This is a genomic window from Gemmiger formicilis, assembly GCF_018784445.1.
Lineage (GTDB): Bacteria > Bacillota > Clostridia > Oscillospirales > Ruminococcaceae > Gemmiger.
In genome coordinates this window covers 187,796-201,534 of the sequence record NZ_WQOH01000004.1, presented here as the reverse complement: position 1 = coordinate 201,534, position 13,739 = coordinate 187,796, and the positions used below count along the sequence as shown (strand labels likewise).

Here is a 13,739-nt window from a genome sequence, read left to right as displayed (position 1 = left end):
GCCCTGTGCAGGATTGCACAGGGCGTTGCAGATGATTGCTCTGTAGGGGCCGGACATGTCCGGCCCTCCACGGTACGGCAGGGGGCTCTTACGGTAAAGCCGCGGGCCGGGCATACCCGGCCCCTACCTATCTGCCGACTTCATAAACTCCTCTATAATCTTCAACCCTACTTCCCCCGACTTTTCCGGGTGGAACTGGCAGCCCAGGACGCTGCCGTGGGTGGCGGCGGCACAGATGCGGCGGCCGCCGTAGACCGTGAAGGCCAGGCAGTCCGTTTCGTCGGTGGGCTTGGCCTCGTAGCTATGGATAAAGTAGCACTCCTCGCCGGGCTGCACCGCCGCCAACACCGTGCCGCCAAAATCGGCGCGGCTGCCGCCGGGGTACAGCGGGTTCCAGCTGATGTGCGGCACCCGCTGGGGGCAGCCGTCGGCGTCGGTGTCGGGGATTTTCACCACGCGGCCCGGGATCAGCCCCAGGCCTTTGTGCAAGCCGAACTCCTCCGACTCGTCAAACAGCATCTGCATTCCCAGGCAGATGCCCAGCAGCGGCGTACCGGCAGCGGCTTTTTGGCGGATCGGCTCCACCAGGCCCAGTTTTTCCAGCCCGGCCATGCCATCCTGGAATGCGCCCACGCCGGGCAGCACCAGCGCGTCGGCGGCCAACACATCCTCCGGCTTGCTCGTCAGCAGTGTCTTCGCGCCAAAATGCGCGAAGGCGTGCTGCACGCTGAGCAGGTTGGACAGGCCGTAGTCAATAATCGTCACTTTCATACCCGGCGCACCTCCACCCCGCCCGCGCGGATGTCATCCTTCAACTCCTGCACGTTTTCTTTTTTATAATGCAGCACCGCAGCGCAGGCCACGGCGTCCGCGCCCGCGTTGGCGGCATCGACGATATCATCGCCGCAGCCTACACCGCCGCCGCAGATGACCGGCACGTTCACAGCCTTGGTCACGGCCTCGATCAGTTCCAGGTCCATCCCCTGCTGCAAGCCCTCGTTGTCGACGCTGGTCAGCAGGATCTCGCCCGCGCCCAGCGCCACGCCGCGCTTGGCCCACTCGACGACGTCATACCCGGAGTGGGCGCGGCCATTGTCGTAGTAGGCCTCCCACTTGCCGGGCCAGGTGCGGCTGCGCTTGGCCTGGATGGACAGCACCATGCACTGGCTGCCGAAAGCCTCGGCCACCTCCGTGATGAGCTCGGGCCGCTTGATGGCCGCCGTGTTGATGGCGACCTTGTCCGCACCCATCGCCAGGATGTGGCGCACATCCTCGACGCTGCGCAAGCCGCCGCCCACGCAGACCGGGATATACACATCATCGACGGTTTTGCGCACGATATCACTTAAGTTGTTGCGGTTGTACAGGCTTGCCACGATATCTATATAGAGCAGTTCGTCGATGCCCTGCTCATAGTACTCTTTCGCAAAGGCGTTGGGGTCGCCCAGCTTGCGCAGCCCTTCCAACTGGATGCCTTTGACAAGGTTGGTGTCTTTGACGTCAAGACGGGCGATCAGTCGTATTTTTTTCAGCATAAGTGAACCTCGTTAAAGCCTTCCCCTGAGGGAGAAGCCCTTTGTCAAATCTCGTGATGCGTGCCTCTCGGGTCGCCCCACAGAACCTCGCTGTCGCCCTCATAGGGGGTGTGGCGCAGCTTCCACATACCGTCCTCCCACTTCCAGATGTGGGGAGAGCGGAAGCGATCGGCCAGGTCCATGAAATAATCCCGGTCCATCTTGGGCTGCTCAAACAGCTGGCTGGCCCAGGGGAAGTGCTGGCGGTCCAGCGACAGATACTTGAAAATTTCCTTCTCAAAGCGGTCGGGGTACTCGCCGTCGAACTTCTTGCACAGCGCCTTGCCTTCGTCCAGCGTGATTTCCTCGTTGCGGATCTCCTGCGCTGCATCGTAGGTCGTGCGGCCGATGCCGTACTTGATGTAGGTGGTGTAGTAGAAGAAATCGTCGATTTTGTCGTCGATGGAGTTGTACTTGGAGTAGGTTCCCTGGGTGCGCTCCGGCGCGGGGCGGAAGCCGCCGTGCTCGACACTGTAATAGTACGCGCCCTGCGGGTGCCACTTTTCGTAGTAGCCCAGATACCGCACCTGGATGTGGTTTTTCTCGAGGTTGGACGTCTCACTCGGCAGATAAATCGCCAGGTCGGCCTTATCGACCTTATAGTCCTCCTCCAGCTGGCGCAGGCTGACGCCGCCCAGGTAGATATGGTCGTAATCGTTGACGGCGAAGAAGTGCTCATCGCGCAGGGCGGAGTTGTTGTCGGCAATGGGGTTGCCGAACTCGGCCTCGTTCTCGCCGTAGAACACCAGCGGGATGCCGAACTTGGCGGCCATCTTGGGGGCAAGCTGCTTCTGGCCCAGGATGAACGGCTGGAACGGGTGGAACAGGTTCTCAGTGGCAAGGCGGGTCAGCAGGCGGTGGGTCATACCGTTGGGGGTGCACAGGTAGTTGTCAAAGCCTGCATGGATCCATGCCTGCATATTTTCCCAGCCCCAGGGGGTGTAGATATGCGGGGCCCAGGTCACGGTCAGCGGGTGCATGCCGTACTTGTATTTCAGCAGATGGGCGGCGTAGAAGCTGTCCTTGCCGCCGGAGCCGGGCACCAGGCAGTCGTAGCTGCCGTCGTTCTTGCGGTACTGGTCGCAGAGTTCGCGCAGCTCCCTTTCGCGCTCGGCCCAGTCGATGTGACCATTGGCCTTGTTATGGCAGGCGTGGCAGGCATCGCAGACGCCGTCGTCCTGAATGACCATCGTCTTTTTGATGGATTTGATGGTGTGCTCAAACTCATAGCAGGAGTTGGGCTTTTGGTTGCTCATGACGCACTCGTTGCAGAACTGCACGTGCTTGGGCAGACCGTAGTAGGCTTCGAGCTGGTCCTCCGGGATATCGGGGGCGTACTTGCTGTAATCAATGTCCACATGGCGGGGAATCTTTTCCATATTCTTTACACTCCAATCGGCTCTGTATCAAAATGAAAAGGCACCGTCCGATAGCAATGCTATCAGACGGCGCCTTTGCCGTATGGATGTATTATAACACAGGTTTTTCGGTTTTGCAAGAGGGGCGCTGCGCTTTCGCGCGGTGATATTGCACGCAGACCCAGAAAACCAGCCCGGTCGGGATGGCCGCCACCAGCGCGGCGCAGCCCAGCACAGCCGGGGCCAGCGCACCGAACCAGCGGCAGAACAGCGTATAGCCGATATCCCCCACTGCTGTCCAGCTGCGATAGCCGCTGCCGAAGCCCAGCCACCCGGCCAGCACCGCGCCCGCCAGCAGGCAGGCATCGGCCATATGCAGCAGGCCGCGGCAGAATACCCGCCATCTCGCCGCCAGGCGGTATTGCAGCGCAATACACCCCACCAGCAGCAGCGCCGAGAGGTACATCGTCACGGCCACGACGGTGCGGTATTGTAGCACCATACTAATAGCCGCCGAAAACGGCGTTGCCATGGCGCTTTTCCATTCCATCTGGCAGTTGTACTGCAAGATGCGGTAGCCATCGTAGACGGCGGGTTCCGGGGCGACGTTGTCCTGGTAGGTCACGATGAGGTCATTGAAGGGGTCCGTCTCATCGACGGTGCTGCCGTGCCACAGGCCGTCGGCCCGGTGCAACACCCCGGCGCGGACAGCCTCCGGCGTAATGATGTCCGCCAGCGGGTCAGCGGTCGTACCCGCTGCCGCAGCGTACCCACCGCAGGTGTCCAGCACGGCGGTGTGAAGGGTGTCCAGGTAGCCGCTGTTTTCGATGCAGGCGGCAAAGTGCCCCTCCCGCAGCAGCGTGGCGGCCAGAGCCAGGCTCAGGGCCAGCAGCACCGCGCAGACGCTGCCCACCAGCTGCACCATGACCGAGAGCCGCGCCGCGCCCGGGTGTTCTGCGGGGCGGGTCAAGACAGACCCTCCAGCGCAGGGCCGCTGACGAAGCGGCCGTAGATGAAGTAGCGCAGATCGGTCAGCGCGGTCTGGCCTAGCGGGTAGCAGGTGTAGAGGATGATGTTTTCCTCCGCCGCGTCGAGGTCGTAGGCCGAAGTGTCGGTGTCGGTCGCAACCTGCATATCGGTGATTTCGTAGACGTAGGTACCGTAGACGGTGGTGACGGTGATCTGCGCACCGTTCTGGGCATGCTCAAAATCGCGGAAGAAGGTCGCCGTGTGTCCGGCCACCAGAATTGTACCGCCCTCGCCGGGGATTTTGCTGCCCGGGTAGATGCCCGCGCCCGCGTCCAGCTGGGCATCCTCGTCGCCATAGTACAGCGTGCAGTCCACCGACGTGCCGGAGATTTTGATTTCGCCCAAAGCGTCCCCCGCACTGGGGTAGCCGCCGAAATCATTGATGTTCACCGCCGCAGGCTGCGGCGGTGCCGTGGGGGCCTCGGTGGGCTGGGCGGTGTTGTCCGAAGTTGTCGTATCGATGGAGGCGGGCAGCGCAGCGTCCACGCCGGAGCGCTGGGCCGCGCCCGCCAGGCTGTGCCCGGGGCCAACCAAAACCAGCAGTGCCACGCAAACTGCGGCCACACAAAAAACAAGAGAAAGAACAACGTTCTTCCTCTTGCTGTGTGATGACACTGCTTTGCCGGAATGTGTTTCCTTCATAAGCAGTTTATCCTTTTTTACTTGTGCTTGCGGGCAACGCAGGCGAAGCCGCCGACCATAGCCGCAGCCAGAACCAGAACGGCCAGGACCATCAGGTTCATGTCAGCGCCGGTAGCCTTGATGGGGTTGGTGCCCACAGCCTTGGTAGAGGAAGCGGCGGCCAGGGTGGCAGTGCCCTTGACGTTGGGGTAGCTGCTCAGGTCCTTGGCCTCGATGTGGCCGCAGTGGTCGCACTTGTAGCCGCCCACAGTGCCGGTCCAGTTGTGGTAGCCGCAGGCCGGGCAGGTGTAGAACTGGGCGTCAACGCGGGCAGCCTCGGCGGCAGCAGCGGCTGCCTGGGCAGCGCGGTCAGCGTCGGTCTGGCTGTCGTTGCTGGGCTCAACATAGTCGCGGACGCGGACGATCTCATAGGTGGAGAAGTGGGGGATCCAGAATACGACCGCATTGTTGGCGGAGGACAGCTGGGTGTCGTAGGTGGTGCGGGTGCCGTCGTCAGCGACGTAAACCAGCTGGTAGCCCGCGCGGGACTCCAGGCCGTACACGGCGACCATAACGCCCATCTCGGGCTGGGCCTCATTGCCGGACCAGGAAGCATCCAGCACGAGAGTCTTGTCGTCTTTGCGGGTCAGGCTATTGACGACAACGCCGTTCTCCTTGTAGGACTCAAAGCTGATGGCATTGGAAACTTTGCTGCCGGTGGCAACCTTCTTAACGACGGTATTGCCGACAGCGTTCATAACGCCCATAGCCGCGTTGGCCTGCTCTTTGGTGACAGGGATGGTGGGATTAGCAACGATGTGCTCGGTCATCTCAACAGCCTCGGGAACCATGATGCCCTTGTTGGCGGTGTTCAGGATGTTGGTGGCCAGCTCGTTGGCGGCCTGGCCGGGGGTAGCCTCTGCAAAAGCGGAGACGGCGCACAGAGCCGCCAGCGCCACAGCGCAGAGCATGGCAAGGAATTTCTTCATTCAGGTAGGACTCCTCTCAATAGTGTTTGTTTACTTTGCAGTAAATTTCAAAACTATTGAAAGTATACCCCCCCCCATTAGCTTTTGTCAATTCACATTTTCACCAATAATCCACATTTTCTTTCACACTTTTGTACACTATTTAGGGGTCACAGCGTTTTCAACGCAGGGGCGGGGCTCTGCTCCGCTCGGCGGCTTACTCTTGTATCCCCTTTCCGGGAAAGCTCTCCAAAAGGCAAGCGACCACGGGCGGAGCAGAGCCCCGCCCCTACCGCACATTTTTCGATACGATTCTTTTATAGCGCCGCCAGCAGCATTACCGGCGGGGCGGCCAGGGCCAGGCCCAGCAGGCATCGGTACTCTCCCCGGGCAGCCAGGGGCTGCGGCTTTACACAGAGGGCCGCCAACACAAACACCAGCGGCAGCACACCGGGCATACTGATACTGAAAAACGCCTGCACCGCATACCCGAAAACTGCCAGTGCCAGCCCGGGCGCAGTCCGCAGCCCACGGCGGATATGCCCGGCCAGAAATGCCAGCCAGGCAGCCAGGCCCACCGCACCGCCGCAAAGCAGGTGCTGCAAATACTCGTTGTGGGCCGAGTCAAAAATGTCGCCGTTGAGCAGCGTCATATATTTGACAGAATAATCATCAATGTTCAGCCGCGCGTTGGTTGCGTCGCCGCCCAGGCCGAACACCATCTGCAGCGGCGTCAAATCGTCCTTGTAGACGGTCCAAAGGCGCTTCCACGCAAAGCCGCGGTTGGAACCCCACTGGTCGTCAAACCGCAGCGAGGCAGCAAGGGATTCGGGCAGAATGCTCGTGAAATTTGCCGCTACAAACAGCTCAGCCGCCAGTAAAACGGTCAGGACACCCAGCACCCGCGCGGCTCGCCAGCTGCGGGCCGTGGGCCAGCGGCGCAGCAGTGCGCCCAGCGCAAAAAGCACCCCTGCCACCGCCAGCGCGGGGAACAGCTGTGTGACAAGCCCGGACAGGGTGCGCCATTCGGTGCGGATGGGCAGCCAGCGGGCCAGCAGACCCGCCGCAGCGGCGCAGAGCGCCCAGGCCCCTCCCGCGAAGAGCAGCCGGGCCAGCCGCCCCGCCGTGACACGCCGTGCCATGCAGAGCGCCCACACCGCGCAAACGGCCCCGAGCCAGGCGGCGTCGCTGCCCGCCGCAATCAGCCCGGTGCCCAGGCAAACGGACACCGCACCCCACCGCCGGGCGGTGTCCCGGTCGGGGGCAGTCAGCAGCTCCCACACAGCGATGGGCAGGCAGATATCCAACAGTGCACCGTAAAAATTGATGTTGCCCACCGTGCCCAGAAATAGCCCGCCCCTGCCGGGCAGAAAGCTGTAATAGGCGTCCAGCGGATCGGCCATGAAAAAGTTCAGCCAGCTCAACAGCGTGACGGCGCAGCCCGCGCCCGCCAGCAACCGCCCGAACCACACCGAGGGCACACCGCCACCCACCAGCCGCACCACAAAGTAAAGCACCGTGCAGGCAAGCAGCATCAGCAGGCCGTTGTACCGTCCCGCCAGCCCCCACAGGGCCAGGGCACGATCCTCGGCAAAGAGCCAGGCCACCGTGTAGCTCAAACAGAGCACCGGCAACGGCAATGCGGTTGCCAAATCCAGCCGAACGGCAGGGGCGCGGCCGCGCAGGCCCAGCCACAGCCGCCAGACCAGCAGCGCAGCGCCCGCCCCCGCCAGCCAGAGCAGCAGGTGAAATTTTGCATCCACAAGGCCCACATAGCCGCTTGGCATATACAGCGGCAGCAGCAAAAGCGCCGCCAACGTCAGCACATTCCCGGCAATGGCTGCGGGGGCGCAGCGCAGCGGGCGTTCAGGCAGGTGCATACAATAATTCCTTTCAGCGTTGTTTTACAGGGTATCGACGCGATTGCCGTCGATGAAAACAGCCCGCGTTTCGGTCAGTACCTCAAAGGGGCAGCCGTTCGTGATGACGACGTCGGCGTCCTTGCCCACCTCCAGCGTGCCGACGCGGTCCGCTACGCCGATATGCTCCGCCGGATTGATGGTGATGGCTTTCAGCGCATCAAACTCATCCATGCCCGCCTTGACGGCCATACCGGCGCAGAGCGGCAGATATTGCTGCGGGATGACCGAGTTATCGGTGATGATGGAGACATGGCAGCCCGCTTTCGCCAGCACACCGGGCGTAGCCCAGGATTTGTTCTGCAATTCAAACTTGCTGGCGTGGGTCAGGCTGGGACCGACGGCCATGGGCACGTCTTTTTCTTTTGCCAGCTCGTCCACAATGAGGTGGCCCTCGGTGACGTGTTCCAGCGTGATGCGCAGGCCGAACTCATGGGCAATGCGCAGCGCAGTGAAGATATCGTTTGCCTGGTGGGCGTGGGCTTTCAGGGGGATCTCCCCTGCCAGCACCGGCAGCAGGGCCTCGAGCTTCTGGTTATAGGCGGGCATCTTGGTCACATCGCCGTTTGCGGCCTGCTTGCGTGCGCCGTAGTCCTTGGCCTGCATCAGCGCACCGCGCAGGAACGCCGCCGTGGACATACGGGTCGAGTCGCACTTGTCGCGGTAGCAGCGCTTGGGGTTCTCACCGAAGGCGCATTTCATGGCAACAGGGTCTTTGACGATCATGTTATCGATGCGGTCGCCGACGGTTTTCATGGCTAAAAACGTGCCGCCCAGCACATTGGCGCTGCCCGGGCCGGTGCAGACGCAGGTGACGCCCGCCTTGCGGGCAATGGCCAGCGAGGGGTCACGGGGGTTGATGCCGTCGATGGCTCGGAGCTGCGGCGTCCAGATATCGTTCATTTCGTTGTAATCGCAGCCCTCGTACCCGATGCCGTAGCCGTCCAGGCCAATGTGAGTATGGGCATCGACGAAGCCGGGGTAGACGTCGAGACCGTCCGCGTCGAAGATTTCCGCGTCCGCCGGGGCGGTCAGATCGGTGCCGATGCCGGCAATTTTGCCGCCCGCCAGCAGGATATCGGCGATATACGCCCCGCGGTGGACCGCGTCATGGATAAGGCCGCCGCGGATGAGGGTGGTCATGGTTATTCCTCCATTATACCGTAGGGGCGCATTCTATATGCGCCCGCAGAGTCCGCGGCTGCGGAAGCGTCCACGGGCGGATATAGAATCCGCCCCTACATTTTATTTTCTGCTTACTTACACGTTAAAATCCAAACACGTCCGTACCGCCGTGTATGGTCTTACTTTGCCGTCGGCCACAGCGACGTGGGCCGGGTGGGTGAAGTAGCCTTTCAGTGCGGCGGCATCGGTGAAAGTCGTGTCGAGCATCAGGTCTGCATTGGCACTGCTGGGCAGGGCGTCGGTGTAGACATGGACTTCCAGCAGACCGGGGATCTTACCCACCAAACCTTCCAGCCCGGCTTTGATGCCTGCCTTGACGGCGGCCTTCTCTGCGTCGGGCATATCCTTCAGTTTCCACAAAATGACATGGCGTACCATTACTTGTTCTCCTCCCAGATGGGATGTTTGAGCTGCCACTCGTCGTACTCGTTCTTCTCGAACAGGTCACGGTTGTAGAACTTGTCCATGATGGCCCAGAACTCCGTCTCGGTGTAGCCGCAGAAATCGCAGAAATCACGCACGCAGAGCGGATCCAGCTTGCCGTCGCGGGCCTTGATGATGGGGATAGCTTCCTCGCGGGTCATCATGCCGTAGCGGATGTAGCGGGCAGTATAGTCGGTGGCGGCGGCGTGGCCGAACTTCGGGTATTTCAGCCAGGAATGCACCAGGTACGCGCGGGAGTCGATCTGGTCGAAGTTCTCGGCGTGGTGGGTGCGGTCCCACTCGTGGGTAAGGTCGTGGAAGCCGTGGGCCTTGGCGATCTGGTAGTTCTTGTAGCTGTTCCAGGGCACAAAGTAACTCATGTAGAACGGGTCGAGCTTGGCGCGCTCCTCGGCGCTGGGGGCCAGCGTCAGGGACAGGTCCTTCTCGGTCACGCCGTCGCCCAGCAGCTCGTCCATGGGCATGCCCACAGCGACGCCGTTCTCGATCTGATCCATGGCGGAGTAGGTTTCCTTGTCGGCGTTGCCGCCGTACTCAAAGCTGACGTTCTCGCCGTAGCAGAGCATAGGGGTGTTGAACTTAGCCGCCATGTGCAGCGGGAAGGTGTAGATCAGGCGGTCGACGTACCAGGTCGGCTTGCCGTATTTCTCAAAGAATTTGCGCATCAGGACCTTCTGGACTTTGATGTTAGGCTTGCAGGAGATGATGGTGCAGCCGAACTCCTCGCTGATGTTCTTGAGGTTGTGGATACCCGCCTGCGTCATGGGGAAGTTGTCCTCGACGCTGAACAGGATGGGGTTCATGTGCATGACTTCCTTGAGCATCCAGACCTGGAAGTGGCTGTCCTTGCCGCCGGAGACGGCGACGGCGCAGTCATAGCCGCCGGGGCCGTTCATGCCGCGGTATTTGTCGCAGTAGGCCTCAAACTCCTTGAAGCGGGCGTCCCAGTCGACGTTTTTGCGGTTCTCGTAGTGGCGGCAGGCGCTGCACACGCCCTCGGCGTCAAAGGTGATACCGGGCCGGGTGTCGGGCATCGTACATTTTTTGCAGTAACGCATATGAAATCTCCTTAATTTATATATAGTATCGGGTTCGGTTGCAGGGGGGCGGCGTCCTCGACGCCCCGCGGGCGGTTGCAAGCATCCGCCCCTATATAACATGGTGTCTTGTCTTATTGTTTTGCATCCGCTGCCGCCTGGGCCGCTGCGTGCAAGGCGTCCGCATCGGCGAAATCGTAGATGACATAGCGGCCATCGTTGTACACCTCGGTGCAGTCACCGTACTGGATTAGCTTGGCGTTCTCTGCCGGGCCATCCGTCTCGGTGTCGATGAGCAGGAAGGGGTGCTCCGGGTCGGTGGTCAGGTGGCTCTTGGGCTGCAGCCAGTTGGGCACATCGTCGCGGTCCAGCGATTGCAGCGTCCAGACTTCCAGCTTGCCGCTGGTCAACTCGGTCATGGCATTGCCGTTCCAGAATGTGGAATAGCCCTGGGTATAGCCGTTGTCCACCAGCCATTCGGCGGCGGTGTTCAGCCCCTTGTGGGCCAGGTAGGGGTGTTCCTGCTCCTGGCGTACCGTGCTGACAGCGCAGAGCGTAAAGCAGGCCGCCAGCCCCACGCCCAGCAGCTGCCGGGCACCCAGGATGTGGAAGTCCTCGGTCTTGATCTCCACCGCCATCACGGCGATGGCCACCGGCATATTCATGAGCCAGAAGTAGAGGTAATACTCGTGGAAGTAGGTGTAGGCCACGCCGCAGACCGCCAGCATGGCGACGAGCAGCAGCACCAGCAGCTTGTCGTTGCGTTCCAGCTTGTCCAGCCGCAGCAGCAGCCGCACGATGCAGAAGAACATCCAGCAGCCCAGCAGCAGGCCCACGGCCGCCGCAATGCCGCCGAAGTGGAACACACCGGAGCCGTTCTCGTAGCCAAACTCATGGAAGAAGTCCATCAGGATGCGGTCGAGGGTGAACCAATCCTCGTCGCGGTTCCAGACGATGAAGTTATAGGATTTGAAGTCATACATCCGGGACAAAACCGCGTTGCTGACGAAGTATCCCGCCGCAGCGGCCACCGCCGTGACCAGCGACGCCGCAAACAAACGAACTTCTTTGCGGCTGGCGTCCAGGGCGGCCTTCCAGTTGGTCTTGCCGCAGCTGTGCAGTGCCAACACCAGCAGAATGGCCGCTGCCAGACAGAGCGGCGCGTGGAACACCATGAGCTGCTTGACGCCGTTCATGCCGGCCACCGCCGTGATGACGCAAGCCAGCACCCATTGCAGGGCGCAGTGCTTTTTATCGGCGTTCAGGCTGCGCAGCACCAGCGCCAGTACCAGCATATAAAAGAACGTATAAACGAGATAATAGCCGCCGTAGATCGCGTAGACCAGGTAATGCTGTCCGAAGGGCCACAGCAGCGTACCGACCATCCACAGGCCCGCGCGCCCCAGCCCCGCGCATTTGACGAAAAAGAGCATGGCCGCCGCGAACAGCGCCAGCGTGATGGCCATGCCAAACGTGCGGGCCAGGTGCCAGTCATTAGGGAAAATCCGCAGCCCCAGGCGGTAGAACCATTGCAGGTTGACGACTTTCAGCTCGGTGGAGTAGAACCAGTTATGGCTGATGATGGTTCCCTCTTTGTTGAGCAGGTCGGAGAGGATCATTTCCGAGGCAAGGTCGGAATCGACGATCCATTTGCCGGGCACCAGCTGATACCACAGGTCAAACAGGTACGCTGCCGCCATCCACAGCCACGGCAGCGCCTGCCAGACCTTGTGCAGCGCCCCGCCCTTTGTTTGTTGTTTCATGCAGTTTCTCCTAAATCGGATATGTTCAGTTAAGATAACTATACCGCATTTGGGGGAAAATAGCAAGGGTGCGCGATGCATTTGTAGAGGCCGCACATCTGTGGCCCGCGTGTGTAGGGCGAATGGTTTCTTATGGGAAAGCTGCGGGCCGGGCATGCCCGGCCCCTACAAACACAAAAGGCGGCGGGCCAAACGGCCCGCCGCGGGGATGCATTGTTAAATTATTCCACAATAATGCTCTTGCCGGTCATTTCCGCGGGGACGGGCAGGCCGATATAGGGCAGCATGGTGGGGGCGATGTCCGCCAGGCAGCCGCCCTCGCGCAGCTTCACGTCGCCAGCGCCGATGACCGCGAAGGGCACGACGTTGGTGGTGTGGGCCGTGAAGGGAGAACCATCGGGGTTCTTCATCTTCTCGGCGTTGCCGTGGTCGGCGGTCAGGAAGACCACACCGCCTGCGTTCAGCACGGCGTCGGTGACTTCGCCGACGCACTTGTCAACAGCCTCAACGGCCTTGACAGCGGCATCAAACACGCCGGTGTGGCCGACCATATCGCAGTTGGCGAAGTTCAGGATGATGACATCATACTTGCCGCTCTCGATGCGGGCCTTGCACTCGTCGGCGACCTCATAGGCGCTCATCTCGGGCTTCAGGTCGTAGGTGGCAACCTTCGGGCTGGGGATGACCTTGCGATCCTCGCCCTCGCAGGGCTGCTCGACGCCGCCGTTGAAGAAGAAGGTCACATGAGCGTATTTCTCGGTCTCGGCAATGCGCAGCTGGGTCTTGCCGTTGGCGGCCAGGTACTCGCCCAGGGTGTTCTTCAGCTCAACGGGGGGATACGCAACTTCGCAGTTGGGCATCGTGGCGTCGTACTCGGCCATGCAGACGTAGTTGACCTGCTTGCGGCCGCCGCGGCGCTCAAAGCCGGTGAAGGCGTCATCGCAGAAGATGCGGGTCATCTGGCGGGCACGGTCGGGGCGGAAGTTCATGAAGATGACGGTGTCGCCATCCTCGACGCGGCCGCCCTCGCAGGTGACAACGGGGATGACGAACTCGTCGGTCACGTCGGCGGCGTAGCTGGCCTCAATGGCCTCCTGCGCGTTGGCGGCGTGGTTGCCCTCGCCGTAGACAAAGGCGGCGTAAGCTTTTTCCTCACGGTCCCAGTTGTTGTCGCGGTCCATGGCGTAGTAACGGCCGGAGACACTGGCGATCTTGCCGATGCCCAGCTCGTCCAGCTTGGCCTGCAGGTCAGCCAGGAAGCCCTTGCCGCTGTGGGGATCGGTGTCACGGCCGTCCATGATGCAGTGCAGGTAGACGTCCTTCGCGCCCATGTGCTTAGCCATTTCCAGCACGCCGAACCAGTGGTCGGCGTGGCTGTGGACACCGCCGGTGCCGACCAGGCCCATCAGATGGATGGCCTTGCCTGCGTCGATAGCAGCCTTCATGTTCTTGACCAGCACCGGGTTTTTCAGCATCTCGCCGTCCTTAATGGACTTGGTGATGAGAGTCAGCTGCTGGTAGACAATGCGGCCGGCGCCCATGTTGGTGTGGCCGACCTCAGAGTTGCCCATCTGGCCGTCGGGCAGGCCGACAGCCATGCCGGATGCCTCAATGGTGGTCATGGGGTAGTTGGCGAACAGCTTATCCAAGTTGGGCTTGTTGGCGGCGGCCACGGCATTGCCGAAGGTCTTGTCGGGCGTCCAGCCGAAGCCGTCCATAATGCAGAGCATAACAGGTTTTTTGGACATAAAATTGAAACTCCTTAATAATAGGGTTGTAGGGGCGGCCGTCACGCTGCCGGGACGCATATATGCGTTCCCTACAAACATTCCGGGAAAACGCAA

At 61.4% G+C, this 13,739-nt stretch carries 12 protein-coding genes; all 12 read right to left on the bottom strand.

What is annotated here, in order from left to right; all coding sequences use genetic code 11:
• Positions 1-123 precede the first annotated feature (123 nt).
• The 12 genes from hisH to gpmI all read right to left on the bottom strand — a co-directional run bounded on the left by hisH (position 124) and on the right by gpmI (position 13,643).
• Complete coding sequence (gene hisH, locus GPK89_RS01160; protein ID WP_215690982.1) at positions 124-771, bottom strand: imidazole glycerol phosphate synthase subunit HisH; 648 nt, start codon at positions 769-771, stop codon at positions 124-126.
• Complete coding sequence (gene hisF / locus GPK89_RS01155) at positions 768-1,535, bottom strand: imidazole glycerol phosphate synthase subunit HisF (RefSeq protein ID WP_215690979.1); 768 nt, start codon at positions 1,533-1,535, stop codon at positions 768-770. Before hisF ends, hisH begins: the two co-directional genes overlap by 4 nt.
• A 44-nt stretch (positions 1,536-1,579) precedes the next feature.
• Positions 1,580-2,953: an N-acetyl sugar amidotransferase gene (locus GPK89_RS01150; protein ID WP_215690976.1), complete on the bottom strand. Its 1,374-nt coding sequence runs from the start codon at positions 2,951-2,953 to the stop codon at positions 1,580-1,582.
• Positions 2,954-3,044: 91 nt separating this feature from the next.
• Positions 3,045-3,902: a hypothetical protein gene (locus GPK89_RS01145; protein WP_215690973.1), complete on the bottom strand. Its 858-nt coding sequence runs from the start codon at positions 3,900-3,902 to the stop codon at positions 3,045-3,047.
• Positions 3,899-4,603: a class D sortase gene (locus tag GPK89_RS01140; protein ID WP_215690969.1), complete on the bottom strand. Its 705-nt coding sequence runs from the start codon at positions 4,601-4,603 to the stop codon at positions 3,899-3,901. The genes GPK89_RS01145 and GPK89_RS01140 overlap by 4 nt, the downstream gene beginning before the upstream one ends.
• 17 nt (positions 4,604-4,620) lie before the next feature.
• A complete protein-coding gene (locus tag GPK89_RS01135) occupies positions 4,621-5,571 on the bottom strand; it encodes a hypothetical protein (protein WP_215690966.1) in 951 nt (316 codons plus the stop codon).
• A gap of 296 nt (positions 5,572-5,867) precedes the next feature.
• Complete coding sequence (locus GPK89_RS01130; RefSeq protein ID WP_215690962.1) at positions 5,868-7,430, bottom strand: O-antigen ligase family protein; 1,563 nt, start codon at positions 7,428-7,430, stop codon at positions 5,868-5,870.
• Between the two features lie 24 nt (positions 7,431-7,454).
• Positions 7,455-8,612 (bottom strand): amidohydrolase, encoded by a 1,158-nt coding sequence (locus tag GPK89_RS01125; protein ID WP_215690960.1) that lies wholly within the window; start codon positions 8,610-8,612, stop codon positions 7,455-7,457.
• Positions 8,613-8,729: 117 nt separating this feature from the next.
• A complete protein-coding gene (locus GPK89_RS01120) occupies positions 8,730-9,032 on the bottom strand; it encodes a Dabb family protein (RefSeq protein WP_215690958.1) in 303 nt (100 codons plus the stop codon).
• Positions 9,032-10,153, bottom strand: coding sequence for an N-acetyl sugar amidotransferase (locus GPK89_RS01115; protein ID WP_215690956.1), 1,122 nt, complete (start codon positions 10,151-10,153; stop codon positions 9,032-9,034). Before GPK89_RS01115 ends, GPK89_RS01120 begins: the two co-directional genes overlap by 1 nt.
• A 113-nt stretch (positions 10,154-10,266) precedes the next feature.
• A complete protein-coding gene (locus tag GPK89_RS01110) occupies positions 10,267-11,895 on the bottom strand; it encodes a hypothetical protein (protein WP_215690953.1) in 1,629 nt (542 codons plus the stop codon).
• Positions 11,896-12,116: 221 nt separating this feature from the next.
• The gene (gene gpmI / locus GPK89_RS01105; protein WP_215690950.1) at positions 12,117-13,643 is read right to left on the bottom strand and encodes a 2,3-bisphosphoglycerate-independent phosphoglycerate mutase; all 1,527 of its coding nucleotides are present in this window, start codon (positions 13,641-13,643) and stop codon (positions 12,117-12,119) included.
• Positions 13,644-13,739: the final 96 nt, after the last annotated feature.

Coding starts and splice junctions, on each gene's coding strand:
- GPK89_RS01125 (WP_215690960.1), bottom strand. CDS start 8,612: ATGACCACCCTCATCCGCGGCGGCCTTATCCATGACGCGGTCCACCGC.
- GPK89_RS01110 (WP_215690953.1), bottom strand. CDS start 11,895: ATGAAACAACAAACAAAGGGCGGGGCGCTGCACAAGGTCTGGCAGGCG.
- GPK89_RS01135 (WP_215690966.1), bottom strand. CDS start 5,571: ATGAAGAAATTCCTTGCCATGCTCTGCGCTGTGGCGCTGGCGGCTCTG.
- GPK89_RS01120 (WP_215690958.1), bottom strand. CDS start 9,032: ATGGTACGCCATGTCATTTTGTGGAAACTGAAGGATATGCCCGACGCA.
- GPK89_RS01115 (WP_215690956.1), bottom strand. CDS start 10,153: ATGCGTTACTGCAAAAAATGTACGATGCCCGACACCCGGCCCGGTATC.
- gpmI (WP_215690950.1), bottom strand. CDS start 13,643: ATGTCCAAAAAACCTGTTATGCTCTGCATTATGGACGGCTTCGGCTGG.
- GPK89_RS01130 (WP_215690962.1), bottom strand. CDS start 7,430: ATGCACCTGCCTGAACGCCCGCTGCGCTGCGCCCCCGCAGCCATTGCC.
- GPK89_RS01140 (WP_215690969.1), bottom strand. CDS start 4,603: ATGAAGGAAACACATTCCGGCAAAGCAGTGTCATCACACAGCAAGAGG.
- hisH (WP_215690982.1), bottom strand. CDS start 771: ATGAAAGTGACGATTATTGACTACGGCCTGTCCAACCTGCTCAGCGTG.
- hisF (WP_215690979.1), bottom strand. CDS start 1,535: ATGCTGAAAAAAATACGACTGATCGCCCGTCTTGACGTCAAAGACACC.
- GPK89_RS01150 (WP_215690976.1), bottom strand. CDS start 2,953: ATGGAAAAGATTCCCCGCCATGTGGACATTGATTACAGCAAGTACGCC.